Origin of the sequence: Halobellus sp. EA9, assembly GCF_051195055.1 — an archaeon.
Taxonomy (GTDB): domain Archaea; phylum Halobacteriota; class Halobacteria; order Halobacteriales; family Haloferacaceae; genus Haloquadratum; species Haloquadratum rubicundus.
On record NZ_JBNTJW010000007.1, the window covers coordinates 20,790 to 43,991 of the forward strand.

At 68.7% G+C, this 23,202-nt stretch carries 27 protein-coding genes; 15 read left to right on the forward strand and 12 right to left on the reverse strand.

Features of this window, described 5'->3' with window-relative positions; translation table 11 throughout:
* Positions 1-94: 94 nt before the first annotated feature.
* Positions 95-1,003 (reverse strand): thiamine-phosphate synthase family protein, encoded by a 909-nt coding sequence (locus ACQUQ0_RS10180; protein ID WP_435184918.1) that lies wholly within the window; start codon positions 1,001-1,003, stop codon positions 95-97.
* On the reverse strand, positions 1,000-1,647 hold the full coding sequence (gene dcd, locus ACQUQ0_RS10185; RefSeq protein WP_435184919.1) for a dCTP deaminase: 648 nt from the start codon (positions 1,645-1,647) through the stop codon (positions 1,000-1,002). Before dcd ends, ACQUQ0_RS10180 begins: the two co-directional genes overlap by 4 nt.
* Before the next feature lie 96 nt (positions 1,648-1,743).
* Here dcd and pth2 point away from each other — a divergent pair, with 96 nt between their 5' ends.
* From pth2 to ACQUQ0_RS10205, 4 genes are all read left to right on the forward strand, one after another.
* Positions 1,744-2,082 (forward strand): peptidyl-tRNA hydrolase Pth2, encoded by a 339-nt coding sequence (gene pth2 / locus ACQUQ0_RS10190; RefSeq protein ID WP_435184920.1) that lies wholly within the window; start codon positions 1,744-1,746, stop codon positions 2,080-2,082.
* Between the two features lie 84 nt (positions 2,083-2,166).
* Positions 2,167-3,243, forward strand: coding sequence for an ATP-binding protein (locus ACQUQ0_RS10195; protein WP_435184921.1), 1,077 nt, complete (start codon positions 2,167-2,169; stop codon positions 3,241-3,243).
* 72 nt (positions 3,244-3,315) lie between these two features.
* A complete protein-coding gene (gene truD, locus ACQUQ0_RS10200; protein WP_435184922.1) occupies positions 3,316-4,719 on the forward strand; it encodes a tRNA pseudouridine(13) synthase TruD in 1,404 nt (467 codons plus the stop codon).
* Positions 4,720-4,883: 164 nt separating this feature from the next.
* Positions 4,884-5,606: a DUF2103 domain-containing protein gene (locus ACQUQ0_RS10205; RefSeq protein ID WP_435184923.1), complete on the forward strand. Its 723-nt coding sequence runs from the start codon at positions 4,884-4,886 to the stop codon at positions 5,604-5,606.
* Positions 5,607-5,616: 10 nt separating this feature from the next.
* On the opposite strand, the gene ACQUQ0_RS10210 is transcribed toward ACQUQ0_RS10205, so the two are convergent.
* The 3 genes from ACQUQ0_RS10210 to aspS form a co-directional block, all read right to left on the reverse strand.
* Complete coding sequence (locus ACQUQ0_RS10210) at positions 5,617-6,378, reverse strand: 4-phosphopantoate--beta-alanine ligase (RefSeq protein ID WP_435184924.1); 762 nt, start codon at positions 6,376-6,378, stop codon at positions 5,617-5,619.
* A 60-nt stretch (positions 6,379-6,438) separates the two neighbouring features.
* On the reverse strand, positions 6,439-7,305 hold the full coding sequence (locus tag ACQUQ0_RS10215; protein WP_435184925.1) for a pantoate kinase: 867 nt from the start codon (positions 7,303-7,305) through the stop codon (positions 6,439-6,441).
* Between the two features lie 72 nt (positions 7,306-7,377).
* Positions 7,378-8,682 carry an aspartate--tRNA(Asn) ligase gene (aspS, locus tag ACQUQ0_RS10220; RefSeq protein WP_435184926.1) on the reverse strand — a complete coding sequence of 435 codons (1,305 nt, stop codon included), beginning with the start codon at positions 8,680-8,682 and terminating at the stop codon, positions 7,378-7,380.
* A 303-nt stretch (positions 8,683-8,985) separates the two neighbouring features.
* Between aspS and ACQUQ0_RS10225 the strand changes: the two genes are divergently transcribed.
* Positions 8,986-9,291: a GYD domain-containing protein gene (locus tag ACQUQ0_RS10225; protein WP_435184927.1), complete on the forward strand. Its 306-nt coding sequence runs from the start codon at positions 8,986-8,988 to the stop codon at positions 9,289-9,291.
* A gap of 134 nt (positions 9,292-9,425) precedes the next feature.
* Here the strand turns inward: ACQUQ0_RS10225 and ACQUQ0_RS10230 are convergent, their stop codons facing one another.
* From ACQUQ0_RS10230 to ACQUQ0_RS10260, 7 genes are all read right to left on the reverse strand, one after another.
* Positions 9,426-10,148 carry a phosphoglycerol geranylgeranyltransferase gene (locus tag ACQUQ0_RS10230; RefSeq protein WP_435184928.1) on the reverse strand — a complete coding sequence of 241 codons (723 nt, stop codon included), beginning with the start codon at positions 10,146-10,148 and terminating at the stop codon, positions 9,426-9,428.
* A gap of 75 nt (positions 10,149-10,223) precedes the next feature.
* On the reverse strand, positions 10,224-10,895 hold the full coding sequence (locus tag ACQUQ0_RS10235; protein WP_435184929.1) for a winged helix-turn-helix transcriptional regulator: 672 nt from the start codon (positions 10,893-10,895) through the stop codon (positions 10,224-10,226).
* A gap of 68 nt (positions 10,896-10,963) precedes the next feature.
* Complete coding sequence (locus tag ACQUQ0_RS10240; protein WP_435184930.1) at positions 10,964-12,040, reverse strand: glutamate--cysteine ligase; 1,077 nt, start codon at positions 12,038-12,040, stop codon at positions 10,964-10,966.
* 108 nt (positions 12,041-12,148) lie between these two features.
* Positions 12,149-12,787 (reverse strand): fibrillarin-like rRNA/tRNA 2'-O-methyltransferase, encoded by a 639-nt coding sequence (locus ACQUQ0_RS10245; RefSeq protein ID WP_435184931.1) that lies wholly within the window; start codon positions 12,785-12,787, stop codon positions 12,149-12,151.
* Complete coding sequence (locus ACQUQ0_RS10250) at positions 12,780-13,634, reverse strand: NOP5/NOP56 family protein (RefSeq protein WP_435184932.1); 855 nt, start codon at positions 13,632-13,634, stop codon at positions 12,780-12,782. Before ACQUQ0_RS10250 ends, ACQUQ0_RS10245 begins: the two co-directional genes overlap by 8 nt.
* A gap of 59 nt (positions 13,635-13,693) precedes the next feature.
* Positions 13,694-14,149 carry a sensor histidine kinase gene (locus ACQUQ0_RS10255; RefSeq protein ID WP_435184933.1) on the reverse strand — a complete coding sequence of 152 codons (456 nt, stop codon included), beginning with the start codon at positions 14,147-14,149 and terminating at the stop codon, positions 13,694-13,696.
* On the reverse strand, positions 14,149-14,883 hold the full coding sequence (locus ACQUQ0_RS10260) for a GAF domain-containing protein (protein WP_435184934.1): 735 nt from the start codon (positions 14,881-14,883) through the stop codon (positions 14,149-14,151). The genes ACQUQ0_RS10255 and ACQUQ0_RS10260 overlap by 1 nt, the downstream gene beginning before the upstream one ends.
* A gap of 154 nt (positions 14,884-15,037) precedes the next feature.
* On the opposite strand from ACQUQ0_RS10260, the gene ACQUQ0_RS10265 reads away from it, so the two are divergent.
* From ACQUQ0_RS10265 to ACQUQ0_RS10310, 10 genes are all read left to right on the forward strand, one after another.
* Positions 15,038-15,169: a hypothetical protein gene (locus tag ACQUQ0_RS10265; RefSeq protein WP_372387691.1), complete on the forward strand. Its 132-nt coding sequence runs from the start codon at positions 15,038-15,040 to the stop codon at positions 15,167-15,169.
* A gap of 1 nt (position 15,170) precedes the next feature.
* Positions 15,171-15,662 (forward strand): hypothetical protein, encoded by a 492-nt coding sequence (locus tag ACQUQ0_RS10270; protein ID WP_435184935.1) that lies wholly within the window; start codon positions 15,171-15,173, stop codon positions 15,660-15,662.
* A 159-nt stretch (positions 15,663-15,821) separates the two neighbouring features.
* The gene (locus tag ACQUQ0_RS10275) at positions 15,822-16,475 is read left to right on the forward strand and encodes a DUF6517 family protein (RefSeq protein ID WP_435184936.1); all 654 of its coding nucleotides are present in this window, start codon (positions 15,822-15,824) and stop codon (positions 16,473-16,475) included.
* Between the two features lie 89 nt (positions 16,476-16,564).
* Positions 16,565-16,726: a hypothetical protein gene (locus tag ACQUQ0_RS10280; RefSeq protein WP_435184937.1), complete on the forward strand. Its 162-nt coding sequence runs from the start codon at positions 16,565-16,567 to the stop codon at positions 16,724-16,726.
* Positions 16,723-17,721, forward strand: coding sequence for a magnesium/cobalt transporter CorA (gene corA / locus ACQUQ0_RS10285; protein WP_372387684.1), 999 nt, complete (start codon positions 16,723-16,725; stop codon positions 17,719-17,721). The genes ACQUQ0_RS10280 and corA overlap by 4 nt, the downstream gene beginning before the upstream one ends.
* A gap of 192 nt (positions 17,722-17,913) precedes the next feature.
* The gene (locus ACQUQ0_RS10290) at positions 17,914-19,323 is read left to right on the forward strand and encodes an ABC transporter substrate-binding protein (protein WP_435184938.1); all 1,410 of its coding nucleotides are present in this window, start codon (positions 17,914-17,916) and stop codon (positions 19,321-19,323) included.
* 46 nt (positions 19,324-19,369) lie between these two features.
* Entirely contained in the window at positions 19,370-20,260 is an 891-nt protein-coding gene (locus tag ACQUQ0_RS10295) for a carbohydrate ABC transporter permease (protein WP_435184939.1), read from the forward strand.
* Between the two features lie 2 nt (positions 20,261-20,262).
* Positions 20,263-21,147 (forward strand): carbohydrate ABC transporter permease, encoded by an 885-nt coding sequence (locus ACQUQ0_RS10300; RefSeq protein WP_435184940.1) that lies wholly within the window; start codon positions 20,263-20,265, stop codon positions 21,145-21,147.
* 5 nt (positions 21,148-21,152) lie between these two features.
* On the forward strand, positions 21,153-22,352 hold the full coding sequence (locus ACQUQ0_RS10305; RefSeq protein WP_435184941.1) for an ABC transporter ATP-binding protein: 1,200 nt from the start codon (positions 21,153-21,155) through the stop codon (positions 22,350-22,352).
* A 15-nt stretch (positions 22,353-22,367) separates the two neighbouring features.
* Positions 22,368-23,105 (forward strand): glycerophosphodiester phosphodiesterase, encoded by a 738-nt coding sequence (locus tag ACQUQ0_RS10310; protein WP_435184942.1) that lies wholly within the window; start codon positions 22,368-22,370, stop codon positions 23,103-23,105.
* The last annotated feature ends 97 nt before the right edge of the window (positions 23,106-23,202 follow it).

Genomic DNA, 23,202 nt, shown 5'->3' on the forward strand with positions numbered 1-23,202 from the left:
CTGGACCTTGCACCCGAACGGGCCTAAGTCGTTCGCCACCTGCCGCGGGTCGCGCAAGACCGCCGTCTCGGACCCGGCCGCGACGCGGCGAGCGTCACCGATCGAGGAGGGCCTTGACCGCGGTGACGACCGCGTCGGCGTCGGGGCCGAGCACGTAGGTGATCGGCTCGATGCCGTACCCGCCGGTCTGGTAGCAGACGAAGGTGTCCGAGAGATCCTCACGGTCGGCGAGCGCCTCGCGGATCGGGTCCACGGGCGCGTCGGCGTCGAACTCGATGCAGTCGTAGCCCGCGGCGTCGAGGTCGTCGACGATGTCGGGGTCGTACCGGATGTTGACGGCGGCGTGGACGTCGCGGCCGGCCTCGCGGGCCGAGAGGAGCACGCTCGCGACGTGCTCGGAGACGCCGAACTCCGGGTCGCCGGGGACCGTGGCGCGGCCCTTCACGTCGAAGATCCGGCCGGGCACGCCCGCGACGTCGTCGACGGTCGCCGCGTCGGGGAGGCACTCCACGAGGTTCGAGCCGACGTTCGGGATCAGGCCGGCGAAGCCGCTGGCGTTGGTGAGTCGGCGGAGCGCCCGCCGGACCGACGAGCGGACCTGCTCGCTCGTCCGCAGGCCGCTCTCGGGGTCGTGGATCCGCTCGTAGCCCTCGTAGTCGGCGAGTTCGGGCATCGCCTCCTCGTGGAGCCTCGCGAGGAGGTCGCCGGCCTCCAGCCGGCGGATCAGGACCTCGGCCTCGACGAGCGCCTGCACGCGGCTCATGTCGCCGGTCGCGAGGCCGTCGGCGACGCGCTCGACCAGGTCCCTCACGCGCTCGTCGTCGAGGACCTCCTCGCGCCGGCTCACGTCGCCGTGGGCGTACTTCGAGACGGCGCTCTGGCTGATGCCGAGCGCCTCGGCGACCTCGTGTTGGGTGAGGCCGCGCTCGCGGAGCGCCTCGGCCAGCATCGACCGAAAGGTGGGGAGGAACTCGTCGACGACGACCTCCTCGATGAATCTCATCGTGGCTCCGAGTCGGGGGCGTTGCGGGCGTCGGGAGCGGTCCCGGCCTCGTCACCGTCGCCGCCGGCCGCGAACTCGGGGTCGGCGCCGATCCGCGAGGCCTGCGGGCCCGACTGGCCCTGGTACTTCGAGCCGCGCTCGACGCCGTAGGGGCGCGCCGCGGGCTGTTTCAGTTCGGTGAAGATGAGCTGTGAGACCCGCATCCCGGGCGTGAGCGCGACCGGCGCGGTGCCCAGATTCGAGAGCTCCAGGGTGATCTGGCCCTCGTAGCCGGGGTCGACGATGCCGGCGGTGGCGTGGATCACGACCGCCAGCCGGCCGAGCGACGAGCGGCCCTCGACGCTCGCCAGGAGATCGGGGGGGACCTCGACGCGCTCTTTGGTCGTCCCGAGGACGAAGTCGCCCGGGTGGAGGATGAACTCCTCGCCCTCGGGGACCCGCGTCTCGGTGACGTACTCGGAGACTTCCGACTCCCGGTTGGGGTGGATACAGGAGATGTTCGTGCGCTGGAACTCCAGGAATTCCTCGCCGAGGCGCAGGTCGAGGCTGGCCGGCTGGACCTGCATATCGAGGTCGTCGATGGGCTCGACGACGAGATCGCCGGCCTCCAAGCGCGCGAGGATGTCGTCGTCCGAGAGTATCATTGTCCGGGGTACCGTGAGCGAGGGACGTAAAGCCATCCGTTGCCGGAGCGCGTCGAGTACCGACAGTATATAGCCGCGCGGCCGACATCCCCGCGTATGAAGCAGGCCATCGTCGCCCGGACCGACCTCGGGATGGGCCGCGGGAAGCTGGCCGCACAGGTCGCCCACGCGTCGCTGTCGGCGTACGAGGACGCCGACGACCGGACCCGGAAGCGCTGGAAGGGCGAGGGACAGAAGAAGGTCGTCCTCAAGGCCGACGGCGAGGAGACGCTGTTCCGCCTCGCCGACGAGGCCGAGCGGCTGGGCCTGCCGAACGCCGTCGTCCGCGACGCCGGCCACACCCAGCTCGACCCCGGGACCGTGACCTGTCTAGGGGTCGGTCCGGCCGCCGACGACGATGTCGACCGCGTGACGGGCGACCTCTCGCTGTACTGAACGGCGGTCCAGAGCGGCCGGCGGAGCGGGCGAGACGACAAACGGCCGAACCACTTACCAACTCTCCCGACGGAGAACAACGTGATGAATGACCCCGCGGGATCGGACGCGGCAGCGGCGTTATCGCAGGTCGCCTCCGACCTCGGAGACGCCGTGCTGCTGTACGACGCCGAGAGCGGCGCGCTCCGTCACGCGACCGGCGGCGTCGACGACGTCTTCGGCTACTCCCGCGAGCGGTTCTGCGACCTCGACCCCGCGGCGTACGCCGACGACCCGGAGCGCGAGGCCGCCTCGCGGGCGGCGGCCGCGCGGGACGCCGCAGACGCCGGCAGCGGGACGTACCGCTGGCGGGCCCGGCGGGCGGACGGCACGACTTTCACCGCGGAGTCGACCGTCTCCCGGACCGCCGTCGACGGCCGCGCGTGTCTGGCGTGCGTCGTCAGGGACGTCACGGCGAGGGCCGAGCGCGAGCACCGGCTCGAACGCCTCGCGGAGACGCTCGTCCACGACCTCCGGAACCCCCTGAACGCGGCCGAGGCCCAGGCGGGCATCCTCAGGACCGAGGTCGAGGGCGGCCGCGAGTTCCTGGACCGACTCGATCGGGTCCACGCCCGGATGCGCGACATCGTCAGCGACGTCCACGCGCTCGTCAGCGACGGCCGCCGCGTCGACGACCCCGAGAGTGTCGACCTCGACGCGGTCGTCGCCGACGCCTGGGCGGCCGTCAGCGACTGCCAGGACGACCGGGCCGGCGCGGACTGCGACGACGTGGGGCGCTGTGAGTTCAGCATCGAGGGCTCGCTCGGGACGGTCGTCGGCGACGCGCGGCGGCTCGGCCGGCTGTTCGAGAACCTCTTCGAGAACGCGCTGCGGCACGCCGGCGACGGCGGCGTCAGCGTCCGCGTCGCGCCGCTCGACCGCGGGGGCGTCGCCGTCGTCGACGACGGCCCGGGCATCCCGGCCGGAGACAGGGGTCGGATCTTCGAGCACGGGTACACAACGGCCGACGACGGGACGGGCTTCGGCCTGAACATCGTCGCCGCCGCGGTCGAGGCCCACGGCTGGGAGATCACCGTCTGCGAGTCGGAATCGGGGGGCGCCCGCTTCGAGATCACCGGGATGGACGCGGTCGGGGCCGAGCGGGCGGACGGCCGGCGGTGAGCCGATCGGCGATCGGGGGAGCGCCGAACCGGAGCGGCCTTGACCGTCGAGCGGGAACCCGAACCCGATCGGATGCGCGAGGCACACCCGCGGGAACGGCGCGTCGGCATCGAGTACTACCTGAGCGACGCCGCCGGGACCGGCGGTCGGCTCCGCGCGACGCCCGAGGACTTTCGCGTCCGGGAACTGGAGACCGTCGAGCCGGAGCCGCTGTCGGCGGACGTCGGAGACTACCCCCACCTGCTCGTCCGCGCGACGCTCCAGGAGTGGGACACGAACGACTTCGCGCGCCGGCTCTCTGACGCGCTCGGCGTCAGCCGCGAGCGGGTGTCGTGGGCGGGCACGAAGGACAAGCACGCGGTCACGACACAGCTGTTCTCCCTCGCCGAGGTCGACCCGGACGCCCTCCCGGACGTCGACGGCGCCGAGATCGAGGCGCTCGGCCGGGTCGGGCGCGCGCTCCACTTCGGCGACCTTGCGGGGAACGCCTTCGAGATCCGCGTCCGCGACGCCGACATCGGTTCGGTGGAGGCGATCACCGCCGAACTGCACGCGCCGTTCGAGGGCGGTTCGGACAGCGGAGGGGACCGAGCCGGCCCCGTCGACGCCGCCGTCCCGAACTACTTCGGCCACCAGCGCTTCGGGAGCCGGCGGCCCGTCACCCACGAGGTCGGCCTCCGCATCGCCCGCGGCGAGTGGCGCGAGGCGGTCCTGACCTACGTCGGCAACCCCTTCGACGCCGAGCCCGAAGCGACGCAGGAAGCCCGGACCTTCGTCGACGAGCAGGCCGAAACGGCCGATCCCGATTGGGCCGAAGCGATCGAGCGGATGCCCGGCGCGCTCCGCTTCGAGCGCTCGATGCTCCACCGGCTGCGCGAGGACGGCGCCGAGTCGCCCGAGGATTGGCGGCACGCGCTGGAGGCGGTCCCGACGAACCTCCAGCGGCTGTTCGTCAACGCGGCGCAGTCGTTCGCGTTCAACCGCATCGTCAGCGAGCGCCTCTCGCGGGGGCTCCCGCTGGCACGGCCCGTCGAGGGCGACGTGGTGTGCTTCGCCGACACCGACGCCCCGGAGGAGCTCTACCGACCCGACCCGGACCGGACGCAGACCGCCACCGAGCGCCGCGTCGACGTGATGACTCGCCACTGCGAGCGCGGGCGGGCGTTCGTGACGGCGCCGCTCGTGGGTACCGAGACCGACCTCGCCGACGGCGAACCCGGCGAGATCGAGCGCGCGGTGCTGGACGACCTCGGGCTCGAACCGGGGGACTTCGACCTCCCGGGCGAGTTCCACTCGACGGGGACGCGGCGGGCGGTGTTCGTGCGGACCGCGGTGGACGTCGCGGTCGGCGGCGACGGGCTCGGTGATGAGGAAGGGCCCGCCGACGCCTACGACCTCTCGTTTTCGCTTCCGTCGGGATCGTACGCGACCGTCCTGCTCCGGGAGTACCTGAAGGTCGACCCGCACGATCTCTGATAGTGATTACTCTCACTGTTTACCGCCGAACGCGACGCCCGGTGACGGCGCTCGGCGGTAAGAGACGAGAGTACTCACTATGAGTCGCCGCCGAGTCCCGGACCGGCGAGACTGCCCCGACCGGCGATAGCCGTCCTTTTATTTTCGCGTCGACTCTTGCCGCTATGGACTGCCGGCGGTGCGGGACGCCGCTCGAACGCCCGGGCGACTACTGCCTGGTCTGCGACACCGCCAACTGCGACGCCGTCGTGGTCATCTTCGAGCGCGACCGCGCGGAGCTGACGATGCTCGACGGCGAGGAGGTCGTCGGCCGGACGACGGTGACGACCCTCCCCGAGGACGACCCCGAGGCCGAGGTCGTCGAACTCCGGAACTTCGCGGGCCAGGTCGCCGACGACATCAGGCGCAAGCGCCCCGAGACCGTCTTCGCCGCGGGGAACCGCGACGTGCTGCGGGAGGCCCGCGCGCAGTTGCACCACGAGTTCTACCGGATCGCCGGCGACGACCCCGTCGAGCGCGTGCTGGAGCGCCGCGGCGACCGCTCGCTGGAGGTCGTCGACACGCCGCCGAAAGAGAAGCTCGGCGGGTCGCACTCGACGCTCATCGGCGGCCGCGACGGCCGGAGAGCGATCGGCGTCGTGGCCGACCACCCGCACGTGAAGAAGATCGTCCCCGGGCCGATCGACGCCGGCGGCACCGGCTCCCGGACGGGCCTGCGGGCGAAGGTGACCCGCGCCGACGACAACGGCAACGTCCGACTCCTGCTCAGGGACGGATCGAGCGTCCAGGAGAACCGGATCGTCACGACCGCGATGGACAGGGAGACGGGCGAGTTCGTCCGCGACGACCTCAACGACGCGCTCGTCGACGCCGAATTACAGGAGTAGCGGTCGCGACTCAGTCGAGGTCGCCAGACCGGATCGCGTCCTCGGCGGTCGCGAGCGCGCGCTCTGGGTCGAACTCCCGGACGATTCGCTCCAGTTCCTCGTCGGACGCGGCCGACAGTTCTCGGGCGTGTTCGGTGATGTTCGGGACCGCCCGCAGGATGTTGTCGATTATCGGGACCGCGGCGGTCTGAGCCGACCGCGAGAGGGGGTTCAGGTCGATCACGATCTCGGTCTTGCCCATCGCCGAGAGCGCCTCCGCACGGTCGCCGTCCTCCAGGGGGACGAGCACGACGTCCGCGCTTCCGATGCCGTCGGCGTCGACCGTCGCGCGCTCGTGGTCGAGGCCGGGGATGCGCCCGTCGGCGGCGAGGCCCTTGATCGGGACGCCCGCGTCGTCGGCGCCGTGCTCGCGGAGGTGGTCGACGATCGCGCGCATCCGCTCGTCGGTTCGGTTGAATAGGTTCACCTCGACGTCGGCGCCGACCGCGGCCGCGAGGTCGATCATCTCGCCGGGCACGAGCGCCGCGACGTTGCCGTTCACCGAGAGGACCGGGCGCTCGGCGAGGAGCAACAGCGCGGCCGCGGCCCGCGCGGCCTCGTCGGCCGAGGCGATGGTGCGCTCGCCCAGCAGGTAGTCGAAGGCCTCGCCGCGGCCCTCGGCGATCAGGCCCTGCTTGCTCGTGATGCCCCTCTCGACGCCCGCCTCGATCCGGTGTCGCGTGAGCAGCGACTGGTATCGGGGGTGGCTCTCGGGCACGTCGATCTCGCTCATACGCCCGGAATCGGCGGGTGACGGGAAAAGCGGGACGGTTCGTCGGGGTCCGGTGAGCCGTCAGTCCGACTCGGACCGCAGCGTGGCGCCGGCGGCGTGGACCGAGCAGACGGCGGGGTCGTAGCCGGCCGCCGAGAGGCCGTCGCCGAAGGCGAAGACCGTGTCGCCGAGCATCGCCATCGCGGCGTCGCCGCCCGCGTCCCGGACGTCCGCGACGGCCTCGGCGACGCGGTCGGTGAGGAGGTCCGCCTCGCTGGCGAAGCGCCGCGAGAGCGCGACGAAGCGCTCGGTCGTGGGATCCTCCCGGAGATCCGCGAGCGCACGCTCGCCCGCGGCGGTGAGCGCGTCCGTGTCGCCGGAGAGGACGGCCTCGGTCGAGACCGAGCCGAAGGTGACGTACTCGACGCGCGGGCTGGCCGGGACGCCGTCGAGTCGGCCGTGGTCGGGTCCGCCGGGATCGAGGCGGATCGGGAGCCCGCCGCGGGCCTGCGCGACCACGTCGCCGAGGCCGGTGCCCGCCTCGACCTCGGCGCGGTGGGCGATCCCCACCAGACTGTTCTCGGTCCGCCGGGCGTCGTAGACCGCGTTGACGGCGTAGGCGGTCCCGAGCGCGAGCGCGCCGGAGACGCCGAAGCCCGCCCCGAGCGGGAGGGGCGTCTCGGCGGTCACGACGGCGTCTGACGCCCCCAGTTCGCGGAGGACGGCGCCGACGGCGTCGATTTCGACGGCGTCGCCGTTGAGCGCGACCGCAGGCCCGGACTCGTCGTGGTCGTCGCGGACGTCGCCGCGCCGGACCCGGACGTCGACGCCGTGCGACAGCGTGATCCCGGCGCCGCGCGAGCCCGCGGCCGACGGATCGTCGGCGGGGTGGGCGCTGAAGAAGCCGGTAATGTGGCCGGGCACGAACGCCGTCGCCTCGTCTGTCATCGCGTGTCGATTGCGCGGGCCGCGTTAAATCGGGCGCGGTTCGAGAATTGGGGGAATCGCCTCAGTTCTCGTCTACGGGCTCAGACGTTGGCGATCGCGCGGGAACAGCACCGCTTCCCGGATGTTGTCCAGGCCGAGCATCGTCATCACGAGGCGCTCGCCGCCGAGGCCCCAGCCGGCGTGCGGCGGCATCCCGTACTTGAACATCTTGGTGTAGTACTCGAACTGGTCGGGGTCGAGGCCCTGCTGCTCGAAGCCCGCGACGAGGTGATCGTAGCGGTGCTCACGCTGCCCGCCGGAGACGAGCTCCATCCGCGGGTGCATCATGTCGAAGCCCGTCGAGAGCTGCTCGTCGTCGTCGTGGTCCTTGATGTAGAACGGCTTGATCTCGCTGGGCCAGTCGGTGATGAAGTAGTGGGAGCCGACGTCGTCGCCGAGCGCGCGCTCGCCCTCGGTGGGGAGGTCGTCGCCCCACACGAGCTGTTCGTCGAGTTCGCCCGTGGCGTTGATGCGCTCGATGGCCTCCTCGTAGGTGAGCCGCGGGAACTCACCCTCGGGGACCTCGAACTCCTCGGCGAGGCCGAGGGTTTCGAGCTGCGACTGACAGTTCTCGGCGACGCCCTCGTAGGCGCTCTTGACGACGTGCTCGCAGGCGTCCATCGCCTCGGTGTGGTCGACGAAGGCGGACTCGAAGTCGATCGAGGTCGCCTCGTTGAGGTGTCGCGGCGTGTTGTGCTCTTCGGCGCGGAAGATCGGCCCGATCTCGAAGACGCGTTCGAGGCCGGAGCCGACCATCAGCTGCTTGAACAGCTGCGGCGACTGATTCATGAACGCCTCCTCGCCGAAGTAGGTGATCGGGAAGAGCTCGGTGCCGCCCTCGGTCCCGGTGGCGACGATCTTCGGCGTGTTGATCTCCGTGCAGCCGAGGTCGCGGAAGGCGTCGCGAACGGACCGAAGGATCTCCGAGCGGATCTCGAAGATCGCCTTTACCTCTTCTTTGCGGAGGTCGAGCGTCCGATTGTCGAGCCGCGTCGACAGCTCGGCGTCGACCTTCCCGGAGGGGTCCAGCGGGAGCTCGGTGTCGGACTCGGCGAGCACCTCGATCGACTCCGGAACGATCTCGACGTCGGTCGGCGCGCGCGGCTCTTCCTTCACCGATCCGGTGACGGTGATGACGCTCTCGCGCGCCACGCCGAGGCCGGTCTCGACGAGCTCGTCGTCCATCGAGTCCTCTTCGAGCTTGATCTGGATCTTGCCCGACTTGTCGCGGAGGATGAGGAAGGCGATGCCGCCGAGGTCGCGGACCTCGTGGACCCAGCCGGCGACTGTGACCGTCTCGCCCGGCTCGGCGTCCGCCGTGTAGGTTCTATTCTTCATACCCCGTTGTTCCGGCCGGCCGGTCTTAAAAACGGGCGATTCACATCCACCTTTTTGCGCCTCGGGCGCGCCAAGCGCACCGCTCGGCGCAAAAACCTGGAGGGAAAAATGCCGCCGGACTCGCGGCCCGCGGCCGCTCGTCGGCGGTGAACCGCTCGCTTCGCTCGCGGAGAGATCGACCATCGCGGGAAGTGCAGAGCCGGCCCGATCGCTCGGTGAACCGGCGGAGGATACGTACTCTGACAAAAATTTTATAATTTATTAACATTATTGATAAACCGGACGTGGTGGAGGAGTGAACCAATGGCGACGTTCCTCACGTTCATCGAGATCCAACCGGAGCATCGAGCGGAAGTGACGCGAAACTTCGACGAGCGGTTCGAAGAGGCCGTCGAGTTAGTCGAGTCGAACGGGGGAGAGGTCAAAGACGTCTACTTCGGGAACATCGCGGGGTACGATGCGATGACCGTCACCGAGTTCCCCGACAGGGAGTCCATCGAAAGAGCGGACATCCTGTATAATATGGACCCCGCTATCGACGCGGACGTCACCCGAGTCCATCCGTCCGAGGAATACGCCCAACTCATCGGCGAAGCCGTGGGCGAGTAAGAGCGTCGACCGTGCGATAGCATCCGCGGGTCGGAGGGCAAACGATTCGTCGACGGCGCCCGCGGGTCAACGTCGGGCTTTTTTGTACAGGTCGATGGGAAAGGGGCGAGACGAGCTGTAGAACCGAGTGAGCGTTACTCCACGACGGCCTCGGCGTGAGCGTCCTTCACGCCCTCGACGGTCTCGCGGACGGCGTCGACGCCCTCGTCGTGGAGCAAGTCGCCGACGACGATCGCGTCCGCGTGCTTGCCCATCTCGTATGCGCTGTCGTAGTCGCCGATGCCGCCGCCGTAGAACAGCGTCGACTCCTCCAGGGCGTCGCGGGCGGCGGCGACCTTCTCGGGGTCGCCGAAGGTCCCCGAGTACTCGACGTAGACGATCTCCTGGCCGAACATCTTCTCGGCGACGGCCGCGAAGGAGGCGACGTCGTCGGCGCTCTGGTTGGTGTCGGCCTCGGTGAGTTCCGCCACCGACGCCTCGGGGTTGAGGACGATGTACGCCTCGGTCGTGGTGCGGTCCCAGTCGAGCGGGCCGTCGATCCGGACCCACTCCTTGTGCGCGCCGGTGACCCAAAAGGAGGAGTCGGCGTTGAACACGGTGGGCACGAGGTAGCCGTCGAGGTCCTCGGACTCGATGACGACGCCGGGGTTCGAGGGCTCCTGGTAGAGCGGCACGTCGTAGCGCGCGCAGGCGTCGACGACGTTCTGCATCTTTTCGGTCGTGATGTCGAGGGTGCCCCCGATCTCGATGGCGTCGGTGCCCGTCCGGCAGACGTCCTCGAACGTCTCTCCGTCGACGAGGTCTTTGTCCGGGTCCACTTTCAGCACGTGGTCCCACTCGGTCCAAGGCCCGGTCATTAGCGACACGTCGCCGGGAAGCGTTAAAAATGACGCGAAACGGCCGGTGATCGACGGCGAGCGCCGGTCTGGGGACTACGCCGACTCGTCCGCACCGTCGGCGTCGTCGTCGCCGGCGTCGTCCGTGTCGTCGGCGCCGTCGGCGTCGGTCTCCGAGCGGTCGGGCTCGTCGTCGCTCTCACCCACGGTGATGCTGACCGGTCCGGTCCCGTCGTCCTCGTCGGACCCGCCGAGCCGTCGGTCCAGATTGAACACCGTGTTCAGCTCCGACTGGACCTGTTCGGCGACGCTGCGGACCAGGTCGCTCGGCGCGATCGCGGTGTACTCGTAGGGGTTGTTGCCGGCGCCCGCGCTCTCGCGCTTGCGCCGCGACACCGTGCTCTCGTCGTGGAGTTCCGCCAGCGCCTCGCGGACGGTGCTCGGATACAGCCCCGTCCCGTCGGCGACTTCCTCGCTCGTGGAGTGGGGGTTCTTCCGGAGGTACACGTAGATCCGGGCGCGGGTCTCCGTGTCGAGCAGCCACGCCAAGAGGTCGACGATCCCCTCGTCGAACTCGGAGACGGCGCGGTCGGCCTCCGCCTCCAGTCGCTCGCGCGCGCTCTGGGACTCGCCGTCCGCGTCCGCCTCTGCGGCGCCGCCGACGTCGCCGACCTCGACGTCGACGGTTCCCTCCTCGGGCTCGGCGTCCGAATCGCCCGCTCCGCGCTCGGTGCTGTCGTCGCCGTCGTGTGGATCGTCGGAGGACATCGTGTTCTACTCGTGAGGTCAGATCTCGCGAGGCAAAAGCCTTTCTCGCGGCGTCTCCGCGCCCGCTCTCAATCGAGACAGAGCGACTCACAGAGCGCGTCGAACCCCCGCTCGTCGGCGAGGCGTCGCTGCCGGACGGCGTCGCTCTCGGCGTCGAACCGGCGGCGGAGCGCGTCGGTCGCGAGGCGGTCGGTCTCGGCCGCGACGAACTCCGCGAGGGTCACGGTGTCTTCTGCGTCCCGCGTGATGAACTCGGCGTCGTAACCGTAGCGCATCGCGTGCCACTTGTTGGCATCGAGGATCTCCCGGCGGACGTCGGTCCCGGACTCGCCGTCCTCGTAGCGCGCGGCGAGGTCCGTCACGAGCGCGTGGACGTACTCGACGAAGTCGGCCGTCGCGGCGGGGTCGGTCTGGGCGTCCGGCGTCCGCACCTCGACGGTGCCGAGGCCGGTGTGCGGGCGGACGTCGTACCAGAGCTCGCCGCGGTCCTCGATCGAGCCGAGTTCGACCATCCGGCGCTCGAAGTCGAGGTACGCCTCGAAGTCCGCAAAGCGGGTCGGCATCCCCGTGTTGGGGAGCGCCTCGAAGATCTTCGCGCGGGCGGAGGCCAGCCCGGTGTCGTACCCGCACCAGAAGGGAGAGTTGACCGAGAGCGCGAGCACCGGCGGGAGGTACCACCGGAGCTCGTTCGCGATCCAGGTCGCCTTCTCCGGGTCGTCGACGCCGACGTGGACGTGGAGCCCGGAGGTGATGTTCCGGTGTTGGGGGTACCGGATCCGGTTCAGCTGGGACTGGTACCGCGGCTTCGTGGCGTGGTCTTCCTCGTACCACTCCGCCGTCGGGTGGAGCCCCGCGGCGGCGACGCGGTAGCCGTGCGCGTCCGCGTGGTCGACGAGCGCCTCGCGGACCTCGCGGATCACGGCGCCCGCGGCGCCGACGTCCTCGATCAGCGGCGTCTGGGTCTCGATCGTGAACTGGAACAGCTCGTGGTCGATGCGGTCTTCGAGGACGCCCGTCGGCGGGTGGTCGTAGACGAGATCAGAGATGCCCGAGACCGGGCGGCCGCGCTCGTCGACGATGTAGAACTCCTCTTCGACGCCGAGCGTGCCCATCCGGTCGAAGGCGTCAGCCGACCCTAGGTCCATCGGGCCGTCGTTTGGCGCCGCCGACTAAATATGTCGCGGGCTCCGGCGAAGGCTTCGCCAAACGGCGGCGTCGCGGACGGCCGCCGACCGACGCTTCGCCCCGCCGCGTCACTTCGGCTCGGCGACGACCGCGAGGTGGTCGTCGTGGAAGCGGTCCAGCCGCTCGGTCTCCAGAATTCGATACCCCTCCCCGAGCTCGTCGAGGACGTCGCCGAAGACTTCCGAGGGGTCCACCAGGACGTCCTCGCTCCGCGCCTTGATCGCCGCGAGCAGCCGCCCGTCGGGCGCGAGGAACTGTCGGTTCCGGACGGCGACGGTCGCCTGTCCGCGGGTGGCGACGTCCTGGATCAGGCAGTCGAGGTCGGCTTCGACGACGTGGGCGTACGTCTCGGGCTCGCGGGCGTCCTTCAGGAGGGGAAAGAGATTGTCCCGGTCCTCCGCGACGCCGACCAGGTCGCGGGCCGGACGCGGCGCGAACTCGACGGCGTAGGTCGGGCCCGCGAAGTCGGCGACGTGGGAGACGGTCGTCCCCGAGGCCGCGCCGAGGTAGAGCACGCGCTCGCCGCCGTCGAGGCCGAGGTCCAGCCCGAGTTCGAGCATCGCGCCGAGCTTCGAGCGGCCGGGGTCCCACGCGCGCCAGCCCTCGTCGGTCTGCGGCTCGCCGTAGACCGGGGCGCCGCGCGTCGCGAGTCGCTCGCGGCCGTCGATCGACAGCCGACGGACGCCGTCGGGGAGCGCGTCACTCATCGCCGCCCTCCCGCGCGCGGATCGTCGCCATCCGGTCTTCGAGGTCGTCGTGGACCGACTGCTTGTACTCGCCGGAGTAGTGGTCGATCCGGGCCGCGAGCGCGAGCTTGCCCGCGAAGGCGCGGGCGGCCGACCCGCGGTGCTCGGGGTGCGTCCCGCGGACGTACTCGTGGGTGAAGATGACGCCGTGCTTCGGCGAGGAGCCCCGGCCGCGGAGGTGCGCGAACAGCGCGTCCTCGGCGCCGAGCAGCTGTACCGTCCCCGCGGGCTTCTTCGCCAGCGGCTCCAGGCCGCCCGCGAGCGAGATCAGCCGCGCCGCCAGGACGGGGCCGGCCATCGCCGCGAGGTTCGGCGCCGCCTCCGGCGCGTGGGACTCGACGAACGACCGGAGCGCGGCGCGCTCGGCGTCGAGGTCGACGACGCGCTCGGCCAGCGAGACGATCCGCTCCTCGGCGGGCGTCTCGGGCGACCACGCGGCGACCTCGCGCGCGCCGTCGATCCCGGGGGGGACGTCGCGGTCGACTGAGCCGGCCCACTCGGCGAGCCGCTCTGCGAGCTCGTTCGCGGTCCGCTCGACGTCGTCCATCGCGCGGACGGCGTGTTTCAGCTGCTGGTCGTCGGCGCGCTCGCGCTCGGCGACGGCCTCGCGGGTCGCCCGGAGGGTCGCCGCCCGGAGCGCGTCGTAGTACGCGTCTTCGTCGTCGGCGAACCCCGCTGCCACGGCCTCGCTCGGCCACGCGCGGGGGCGGTCGGCCGATCCCTCCCGGACGGCCGCCGCGGCCGCGTCGACGTCGCCGGGGTCGACGTCGGCGAACCACCCGGCCCGTGCGGGACGCTCGTCGGTCATACGTCCCTGTTGCGTGCGGCCTCGTATATGTATTCGCGAAGCCGGTCGGCGCGGACTGCTCACGCCGCCGGCAGTTCGACGGCGAAGACCGCCCCCGACGCGCTGTCTTCGAGCGCGACGGACCCGCCGTAGGCCTCGACGAGCGTCCGCACGAGGTAGAGCCCGATCCCGGTCCCGCCGCTGGCGAGCCCCTTGGCCCCCTGCGCGAAGATCGTCGACCGGAGGTGCTCGGGGACGCCCGGGCCGTTGTCGGCGACCCTGACCGTGACCGTCTCGCCGTCGGCGACCGCGGAGACGACGACCTCGGGAGACGCCGCGTCGTTGTGCTGGATGGCGTTCTTCAGGAGGTTCCGGAAGACGGACGGCAGCATCCCGTCGGCGAGGACCCGGACCTGCGGGAGGCTCCCGTCGACGGTGATCGACGCCGGCCCGAACGTCGTCTCGACGTCGGCGATCTGGGCTTCGAGCGTCTCGGCCAGCGGAACCGACGTCCGCTCGCGCCGCCGTTCGAGCATCACCTCCGCGAGGTCGGCCGCGGTGTGGGTGAGTTCGGTGGCCGACTGCGCGCTCGTGAGGATCCGCCGCAGGTGGTCCGCGCCGTCGGCGTGACGTGGGGTTCGAGGAGGTCGCCGTACCCCGAGATGACCTGGAGGGTGTTGCGGATGTCGTGGCGGACGACCTCGTTCAGGAGGTCCAGCCCGTCGCGCTGGGCTTCGAGTTCTGCGCGGGCCTCGATCCCGACGATCGCGGTCGCGATGGTCTCTCCGAGTTCGGTCAGCAGCGCGCTCTCGGCGTCGTCGAAGGCGTCCGGCCGCCGCGAGTAGAGGCTCAACACGCCGTAGGCGACCCAGTCGGTGACGAGCGGGATCGCGATGCTCGACTCGAAGCCGTGGGCGAGGGCGCGATCGCGCCACGGCTCGGCGTCGGGGTCCGTTCGGAGGCGACGACGCACCTGCGTGGTCGCGGTTTTGAGGGCGGTGGCGCTCGGCTCGGTCGCGGTCGGCGCGTCGTGGACCCGGATCGCGAGCCCGTCGAGGTACGAGGCGTCCTCGCCCGCGCTCGCCGTCGGGACGATCCTGTCGGTCGCGTCGTCGTGAACGCCGATCCACGCGAGCGCGTACGGCTCGTCGCTGACGAAGGCGCGACAGCTCGCCGACTCCAGATCCGCGCGCGTGTCCGCGGCGACGAGCGCCCTGTGGACCCGATGCACCACCGCATCGACGTGGGCACCCGCCGGTTCGTCACCCACACTCATGGTAGACGTTGGTCCGGTGCAACAATGAAGATATCGACGGTTCTCGCCAGAGGAACGGCAGATATCGGAGAAATTCGGTCTCTCGACGAACGACGCTGAATCGATACCACGATAAGAGTTAACATACCCGAACGCATACCGGCGTGTGATGAGTAGTCGACGCTCCTTCGTCTGTCGGGACTGCGGCTGCCGCGTCACTCCCGGTTCGTTCCGCGCGCGGTGCCCCGAGTGCGACGGCGAACTGGGGACGACCGACGCGGCCCACTGGGATACGCGGTGAGATGGGCACGGAGGACGACGGGACGCCGGCGAGCGACCGCGTCGACGCGGATCCGACCTCGTCGGACCCGCGCCGGATCCGCTCGCTGGCGGTGACCGGGGACGACGTCGTCGACGCGCTGGAGGCGAACGCGCGGGGGCGAGACCGGCTCGTCCTCCGGGTGACGCCGCCCTTCTCCGGCCGGATGCGGGCGCGGCTCCACGACGCCGGCGTCGTCGAGGCCGACGGCGACGCGGGCGAGGGAGACGGCGGTCCGGCGCCGATCCACCTCCCCCCGGAGCGGTTCGTCGCCGACGTCCCCCCGTATCCGACGGTCGACGACACCGAAGACGAGCTGCGGGCGTCGTCGACAGCGTACTCCCGCGAGGAGCACCGGCGGCGCCACCAGCGCGCCGTCGAGGCGTGGCGCGAGCGGGTCCGCGAGCGCCTGGTCGCGGACGTGGAAATCGAGACCGAAGCGGGCCCACAGTCCGTCTCGGTCTCGTATCTGTGAGACGCTCGAACATTACTCCGTGGGACGGTTGAGTGCTGTCGCGTCCGCTCCGCGGTCGCGACGGAGCGATGAGAGACGGGAAGCCACGCCTCCAAGACGGGCGACGTGTCAACACAACAGCCCGCGGATTTAACACCGTTTAGTCGGGAACAGGAGTCGATGGCACCGAACCGTCGCGCGTTGGTCGCCGTCGCGCTCGCAGTGCTGCTCGCGACGAGCGGCTGCATCGGCTTTCTCACGGGGGATGAGGCGCTTTCGTTCACGGCGGAGCCCGCGGCCGTCGCCGACTCGGCGGCCCAAGAGGCGGGCTATGAGTCCAACGGCACCCGGTCGATCGAGGTGAACCGCACCTTCGAGGTCGCCGGCCAGGAACGCCGGGTCGTGGCCACGAGCCAACTCACCGGATACACCAAGAGTATGGAACTCGGACCGCTGGGCGAGACCGAAGTCGGGATCTTCACCGTGGTCTCGACGCCCGCGGTCGAAGTCGCCGGCCAGACGCTCAACCCGATCGCACAGTTCTCGAATCGACGGTTGATCCAGTTCGTCCAACAGCAGTACGAGGGGCTGAGCGACGTCCAGCAGGTGAGTTCGCAGAACATCACGGTCCAGGGGACCGAGACGACGGTGACGAAGTTCTCGGGGACCACGACGCTCCAGGGGCGGGAAGTCGACGTCTACGTCCACGTGACGAAGTACCGCGACGGCGACGACTTCATCCTCGCGCTGGGCGTCTACCCGCAGCGGCTGAGCGGCGAGGAGGAGAACGTCCTCTCGATGATGCGGGCGATCGAGCACCCGGTCGAGGACTGACCGCCGGCGGTCGCCGGATCGGGAACGGCCGCCCGGACGCGGGGGCCCGGGCGAACAACGCTTTTGTGCGCACTCCGTGAGTGTGGGCTATGCGACGAACGCGGGCGTTCGGAATCGCGCTCACCGCTCTCGCCGTCGTCGGGTACGCGGTCGGGGTCGCCGCGCCATATCCGGGGCGGTCGACCACGCTGATCGGCGTGATGGTCGGCGTGACGCTCTATGCGATCGGCTACGAGGAGGGGGCGGCGTGATCTCGGCGATCGTCTACGACGTCGGACGCGTCGAACACTACACGATCGAGAGCGAGGCCGACCTCCGGGAGGCCAGGGAGGCGGCGGGGACGACCTGGATCCGGGTGAGCGCGCCGTCGTTGGAAGAACAGCAGCGAGTCGCCGAGGCGTTCGGGCTGCATCCGCTCTCGATGGAGGACGTCCGCGACGACGTCCGGCCGAAGACCGAGGAGTTCGACGGCCACACCTTCGTCCTCGTGAAGACGGCCGCGCTCGAACGCGGCGAGACGACCTTCGAAGAGGAGATCCGTACCCAGCCGATCGGGCTGTTCCTGGGCGAGGACTGGCTCGTGACCGTGACCGCCGAAGACCGGCAGGTCGCGGTCGTCTCGGACGTCTGGCAGTCCGTCGAAAATCAGGAGGGTCGGACCCTGAAACAGGGGCCGGACTTCGCGGCCTACCGCGTGATCGACCGCACGGTCACGGAGTACTTCGCGCTCTTGGACACCGTCGGCGAGACCATCGAGGAGCTCGAAGAGGCGATCCTCTCGAACCCCGAGGAGGCGCTCATCGAGGACCTCAACGCCGTCCGCCGGGACCTGCTCTCGTTCCGGAAGGTGGTCTGGCCGATGCGGGAGGCGGTGGGGACCCTCGCCAGGGGCGACGCCGACGGCGTGCGCGAGGAGACCGAGAAGTACTACCGCGACGTCTACGACCACCTCGTCGAGATCGTCGACCTCACCGAGACCTACCGGGACCTCACGCGCGGCACGCGGGACATCTACCTCAACGTCCTCTCCCAGTCGACGAACGAGGTGATGAAGCGGCTGACCGTCGTCGCGACCATCTTCATCCCGCTCACCTTCGTCGTCGGCGTCTACGGGATGAACTTCGGCGACCACGCGACGAACCTCCCCGAGCTGACCTGGCCGTTCGCCTACCCGGCGGTCGTGGTCGGGATGGCGCTCGTCACCGGCATCCTGCTCGTCCACTTCCGGCGGGAGGGGTGGATCTGACGGAAGCGACACTCCCAGGCTCTCTCCGAGACGTAGCGGGCATCGACGGACGGGAATGGAACGTCCGGCGGGAGCTATATATGGTACAGAGAAGGGAGGACCGACATCAAGAGAAGAAGAGAGATCTGATCACCGTATAGTGAACATATCAATCTTCTACACAACTGCAGGATCTTTTCTATCCGATTTCAAATGGATCAGGCGAAATCTCGGCGACGGTTCCTCACTGGTGCAGGCGCAGCGGCGATCGCCGGACTGGCGGGCTGTTCGGGAGGCGGCTCGCAGGGCGGCAGCACTGACACCGACACCGCGACCGAGAGCGGCGGAACGGCGGGCACTACCGCCGGTTCGGCGCGGACGAACACGGTCAGCATCAAGTTCTGGCACGCGATGGGCGGCGACCTCGGCAAACTGGTCGATTCGCTCGTCAGCGACTTCGTGGGCCAGGCCGACGGAATCGAGATGACGGCGACCCAAAAGGGGAGCTACCGCGAGACGCTGAACGCGACGACGTCGGCGGTACAGGCGGGCAACCCGCCCGCGATCGCACAGATCTTCGAGATCGGAACGCAACTGGCGATCGACAGCGGGGTGTTCACCCCCGTTGAGAACATCGTCCCCGACTCGGTCAACTTCGACAACTACCTCGATTCGGTGATGAGCTACTACCGGATCGACGGCAAGCTCCACTCGATGCCGTTCAACTCCTCGAACGCGATCTTCTATTACAACAAGAACGCCTTCGAGGAGGCCGGCCTCGACCCCGAGAACCCCCCCACGACGTTCCAGGGGATCACCGACGCCGCGAACACGCTCACCGAGGCGGGCGTCGTCGACAAGGGTACGACGTGGCCCAACCACTCGTGGTTCGTGGAGCAGTGGTTCGCAGAGCAGGGCCAGACGCTCGTCAACCACGAAAACGGCCGCGCATCCCGGGCGACCGAGATCTTCCTGGAGAGCGACGCCTCGAAGAAGATCTTCAACTGGTGGGCGGACCTCTACGAGAAGGACCAGTACCTCAACCCCGGCATCGAGGCCTGGTCGGAGGCCCAGCAGGCGTTCCTGACGCAGAAGACGGGAATGCTCGGTTACTCGACGTCGAGCATCGCGCCGATGAAAGAGGGTGCGAAGCAGAACGGGTTCGAACTCGGCACTATGAAACTGCCGACGCCCGGCGGCGTCCGGAACGGCGTCGTCATCGGCGGGGCGTCGCTGTGGACGCCCGCGAGCCTCTCCGATGCAAAGAAAGAGGCCGCCGGAGAGTTCATCGCGTGGCTGACGAAGCCCGAACAGCAGAAGCGCTGGCACAAAGGGACGGGCTACTTCCCCGTCCGCGAGGAGGCCATCTCCCAACTGAAGAGCGAGGGCTTCTACGAGAAGCACCCCAACTTCCTGACGGCCATCGAACAGCTCCGGGCGACGGAAGATATGCCCGCTACCCGCGGAGCCCTGATGGGGCCGTTCACGAAAGTTCGGACCATCGTCGAGGAGGGCTACGTGAATATGATCCAAAACGAGAACCGGAACGTCACCGACGTCCTCGGCAATGTCGACAGCGAGGCCGAGAAGGCGCTCAAATCGTACAATCAGAAGGTGAACTGAGGCGCTGCGACGAGCACCGAAGAGCGAACACCTCACTGTCACTCGAATGTCGGAATTCACGAAACCGTACGACTCCACGCTGCAGGCCGGACTGCTTCTCCTGCCCACAGCCGTCGTGCTCGTCGCCTTCCTCTACTATCCCGCACTCCAGACGGTGCGGCTAAGCTTCTTTCAGACGCTCCTGCTCGGGACGAAGCAAGCGTTCGTCGGGCTGGAGAACTACGCCACGCTCGCGACCTCCCACGCGTACCACGTCAGTATCCTAGTCAGTTTCGCGTTCGCCGCCGTCGTCGTGGTCGGCACGCTCGCGGCGTCGCTGTTTGTCGCGTACCTGCTTTTCGAGGTCGAGGTCGGCGAGTCGAGCTACCTGCTGATCGCGATCTGGCCGTACGCGCTCCCGACGGCCGTCGCGGCAACGATACTGATGTTTATGCTCCACCCCAACCTGGGCGTGATCACCTACTTCGTCGAATCGCTGACTGGTCTCTCGATAGACTGGTTCACGAGCGGTCCACAGGCATTCCTGGTCGTCGCCGTGGTCGCGATCTGGAAGCAACTCGGCTACAACATCATCTTCTTGACCGCGGCGTTGAACAACGTCCCCGAGACGCTGACCGAGTCCGCGAAACTCGACGGCGTGGGCCGGCTTCGAATGCTGTACCGCGTGTACGTCCCCCTGATTTCGCCGACGCTGGTCTTCCTGATCGTGATGAACACGATCTACGCCTTCTTCAGCACGTTCCCGATCATCGACCTGATGACGAGCGGCGGGCCCGGAAACGCCACGAACCTCCTGATCTTCAAACTGTACCGCGACGCGTTCGCGTACAGTAGTCTCGGGAAGGCGTCGGCGGAGTCGGTCGTCCTGTTCGCCATCGTCTCTGTCCTGATGTACCTCCAACTCCGCTACACGGACAACCACACCCACTACGCCTAACGATGTCCACAGAAACTACTCGGACGACCGAAACGAACGACACGGTCACGGCGCCGGTCGGCGTCGCGGATCTCTTCGGCGACCAGCTCTTCGTCCACCTCGGACTCATCGCCTCGGTGTTCCTGATGGCGCTCCCGCTCATCCTGGCGATCTTTATGAGCACGCAGACGCCGACAGAGGTCTACGACATCGCGAAGGTCGGCTTCGGGAGCGCCGGCCTGTCGAACTACCGCACCGCACTCACCGACTACAACCTGATGCGGTATATGATGAACTCCTTCGTGATGTCGGCGGTGATCGTCGGCGGCAAGGTCGCCCTGTCGCTGCTCGCCGCGCTGGCGCTCGTCTACTACCGCCTGCCGTACGAGCGGGCCATCTTTATGTTCATCCTGCTCACACTTCTGATTCCGGTCCCCGTCCGGATCGTCCCGCTGTTCCAGCTGATGGCCGACCTCGGGTGGGCGAATACGCTGCTGGCCATCACCGGTCCATACATCGCGAGCGCGACGGCGGTGTTCCTGTTTAGACAGCACTTCCTCTCGATTCCGGAGTCGTTGGTCGAGAACGCCCGGCTCGCCGGCGTCGGTCCGATCAGGTTCCTCGTTCGCGTCCTGATCCCGATGTCGAGGGGAATGATCGCCGGAGTGTCCGTGATCACGTTCGTCTATGCGTGGAATCAGTACCTCTGGCCGCTCATCGTCATCAGCGCGCAAAAGAAGCAGGTGATCCAGGTCGGCATCAAGTACCTCCAGGGAGCGAGTCAGTCCGGACTGACCCAGTGGGGACTGATAATGGCTGGCGCAGTCATCGCACTGCTCCCGCCGCTCGTCGTCCTGTACGCACTGCACCGCCCGCTCCTCGAAACGTTCGCGCTCCAACAGAAGTGACACGAATGACACACATACAACTCGACAACCTCACGAAACGGTTCGGGTCGGTCGAAGCAGTCGCCGGAATCGATCTGGCGATCGAGGAGGACGAATTTCTCGTGCTCGTCGGACCGTCGGGCTGCGGAAAGTCGACGACCCTCCGGGCGATCGCCGGTCTCGAAGACGTCACCGAGGGGACGATCGCGATCGACGGGCGCGTCGTCAACGATCTCCCCCCGAAGGACCGGTCGATCGCGATGGTGTTCCAGAACTACGCGCTGTACCCGCACATGACCGCGGCGGAGAATATGAAGTTCGGGATGCGCTCGGTCAGCGACTACTCCATCGCAGAGATCGACGACCGGGTCGCCGACGCCGCCGAGACGCTCGACATCGAGGAGCTGCTCGAACGGAAGCCCAAGAACCTCTCCGGCGGCGAGCGCCAGCGCGTCGCGATCGGGCGGGCGCTCGTTCGCGAGCCGCAGGTGTTCCTGCTGGACGAGCCGCTTTCGAACCTCGATGCGAAACTCCGGGTGCAGATGCGCGCGGAACTGCTCAAGCTCCACCGGAAACTAGAGACGACTACGGTGTACGTGACCCACGATCAGACCGAGGCGATGACGCTGGGCGACCGGGTCGCCGTCCTGGACGACGGCGAACTCCAGCAGGTCGCGCCGCCGCAGGAGCTGTATGACTTCCCCGAGAACCGCTTCGTCGCCGAGTTCATCGGCGAACCGGCGATGAACGTCCTGCCAGTGGAGGTGCGGGCCGAGGGCGGGGAGACCGTTGCCGTCCACGACGGGTTCGTCCTCGCCCTCCCGGGCGTCGACCGTCCGAGTGACGACGTCGGCGTCGCGAGCGGGACGGCGGCCACACTGGGCGTCCGCCCGGAAGACATCAGCCTCGCGTCGACCCTCTCCGACGGGATCGACACCTTCCCCGCCGAAGTGACGGTGACCGAACCGCTCGGCGAGCAGTTGCTGCTCCACTGCCAGGTCGGCGGCGACGAGTTCCAGGTGAAGGTCGAGCCCCGAAGCGAGATCGCGGTCGGCGAGTCGGTGAGGCTGGGGTTTGACCCCGACCGCCTCCACCTGTTCGATCGATCCACGGGTGACGCACTGTATCACTCGGCGACGCAAAGAGAGGGCGGCACGGCGGGGGTCGACGGCGAAGCGGTTGCCGGGCGCGACGGCGGCGTCGCGACCGAAGCCCGGCCGGAGTAGAGGTGACAAATTAGCGTGATTGGTAGGCCAGCCACCGGCGCAGATCCGACCGACGACGTCAACCTAATCGCCCACCGTGGGTGTGCCGGCCAGTATCCCGAGAACACGGTGTTCGCCGTGCGGAGCGCCGCGCCGCACGTCGAGATGATCGAGATTGACGTCCGGCGGTGCGGGTCCGGCGAACTCGTCGTGTTCCACGACGAGGACCTTGGACGACTAACCGACGAAACCGGGGTGGTCGCCGAGACCGATTGGGAGACTCTCCGGACGGTCACGATCGGTGGGTCCTCGGAGCCGATCTCGCGGCTCGAATCACTCCTCGGTGCGGTCCCCGCAGACGTCGCTGTCAACGTCGAACTCAAGCACGACGGGATGGCCGCCGACCTTCTCGACGTCTCGAAACGATACGAGAACGAACTCCTGTTCTCGTCGCTTTGGGCGGACGCACTCCGGGAAATTCGACGTCTCGATCCGGGAGCCAATCTGGCCTACGTCTTTTTCGACGGTCCGGAACTCGCGCTGTCAGTCGCGTCGGAGATCGGGTGTACCGCAGTCCATCCATCGATCGATCTCCTCTCGGCCACAGATTTCATCGACGAAGCACACGCTCTCGGAGTCGACGTCAACGCGTGGACAGTCACAGACAGGGCGATCGGTACCGACCTGATCGCCGCCGGCGTCGACGGACTGTTCGTCGACCGCTGGGACGTGTTCCGAACCGATGGGTATAGCGATTATCGCGAGTCCCGATAGATTTCTCGCCGGACGGTACGGCGAGAATCTCTGGACGGTGACGCGAATCATCATAAGGGACTCGGCCCGGGGGACGGTCACCGGTGTGACTCCGGCG

Bases quoted from the DNA above. Each gene is read 5' to 3' on its own strand.
- ACQUQ0_RS10180 (WP_435184918.1), bottom strand. From the start codon at position 1,003: ATGAGATTCATCGAGGAGGTCGTCGTCGACGAGTTCCTCCCCACCTTT.
- dcd (WP_435184919.1), bottom strand. From the start codon at position 1,647: ATGATACTCTCGGACGACGACATCCTCGCGCGCTTGGAGGCCGGCGAT.
- pth2 (WP_435184920.1), top strand. From the start codon at position 1,744: ATGAAGCAGGCCATCGTCGCCCGGACCGACCTCGGGATGGGCCGCGGG.
- ACQUQ0_RS10195 (WP_435184921.1), top strand. From the start codon at position 2,167: ATGAATGACCCCGCGGGATCGGACGCGGCAGCGGCGTTATCGCAGGTC.
- truD (WP_435184922.1), top strand. From the start codon at position 3,316: ATGCGCGAGGCACACCCGCGGGAACGGCGCGTCGGCATCGAGTACTAC.
- ACQUQ0_RS10205 (WP_435184923.1), top strand. From the start codon at position 4,884: ATGGACTGCCGGCGGTGCGGGACGCCGCTCGAACGCCCGGGCGACTAC.
- ACQUQ0_RS10210 (WP_435184924.1), bottom strand. From the start codon at position 6,378: ATGAGCGAGATCGACGTGCCCGAGAGCCACCCCCGATACCAGTCGCTG.
- ACQUQ0_RS10215 (WP_435184925.1), bottom strand. From the start codon at position 7,305: ATGACAGACGAGGCGACGGCGTTCGTGCCCGGCCACATTACCGGCTTC.
- aspS (WP_435184926.1), bottom strand. From the start codon at position 8,682: ATGAAGAATAGAACCTACACGGCGGACGCCGAGCCGGGCGAGACGGTC.
- ACQUQ0_RS10225 (WP_435184927.1), top strand. From the start codon at position 8,986: ATGGCGACGTTCCTCACGTTCATCGAGATCCAACCGGAGCATCGAGCG.
- ACQUQ0_RS10230 (WP_435184928.1), bottom strand. From the start codon at position 10,148: ATGACCGGGCCTTGGACCGAGTGGGACCACGTGCTGAAAGTGGACCCG.
- ACQUQ0_RS10235 (WP_435184929.1), bottom strand. From the start codon at position 10,895: ATGTCCTCCGACGATCCACACGACGGCGACGACAGCACCGAGCGCGGA.
- ACQUQ0_RS10240 (WP_435184930.1), bottom strand. From the start codon at position 12,040: ATGGACCTAGGGTCGGCTGACGCCTTCGACCGGATGGGCACGCTCGGC.
- ACQUQ0_RS10245 (WP_435184931.1), bottom strand. From the start codon at position 12,787: ATGAGTGACGCGCTCCCCGACGGCGTCCGTCGGCTGTCGATCGACGGC.
- ACQUQ0_RS10250 (WP_435184932.1), bottom strand. From the start codon at position 13,634: ATGACCGACGAGCGTCCCGCACGGGCCGGGTGGTTCGCCGACGTCGAC.
- ACQUQ0_RS10255 (WP_435184933.1), bottom strand. From the start codon at position 14,149: ATGCTCGAACGGCGGCGCGAGCGGACGTCGGTTCCGCTGGCCGAGACG.
- ACQUQ0_RS10265 (WP_372387691.1), top strand. From the start codon at position 15,038: ATGAGTAGTCGACGCTCCTTCGTCTGTCGGGACTGCGGCTGCCGCGTC.
- ACQUQ0_RS10270 (WP_435184935.1), top strand. From the start codon at position 15,171: ATGGGCACGGAGGACGACGGGACGCCGGCGAGCGACCGCGTCGACGCG.
- ACQUQ0_RS10275 (WP_435184936.1), top strand. From the start codon at position 15,822: ATGGCACCGAACCGTCGCGCGTTGGTCGCCGTCGCGCTCGCAGTGCTG.
- ACQUQ0_RS10280 (WP_435184937.1), top strand. From the start codon at position 16,565: ATGCGACGAACGCGGGCGTTCGGAATCGCGCTCACCGCTCTCGCCGTC.
- ACQUQ0_RS10290 (WP_435184938.1), top strand. From the start codon at position 17,914: ATGGATCAGGCGAAATCTCGGCGACGGTTCCTCACTGGTGCAGGCGCA.
- ACQUQ0_RS10295 (WP_435184939.1), top strand. From the start codon at position 19,370: ATGTCGGAATTCACGAAACCGTACGACTCCACGCTGCAGGCCGGACTG.
- ACQUQ0_RS10300 (WP_435184940.1), top strand. From the start codon at position 20,263: ATGTCCACAGAAACTACTCGGACGACCGAAACGAACGACACGGTCACG.
- ACQUQ0_RS10305 (WP_435184941.1), top strand. From the start codon at position 21,153: ATGACACACATACAACTCGACAACCTCACGAAACGGTTCGGGTCGGTC.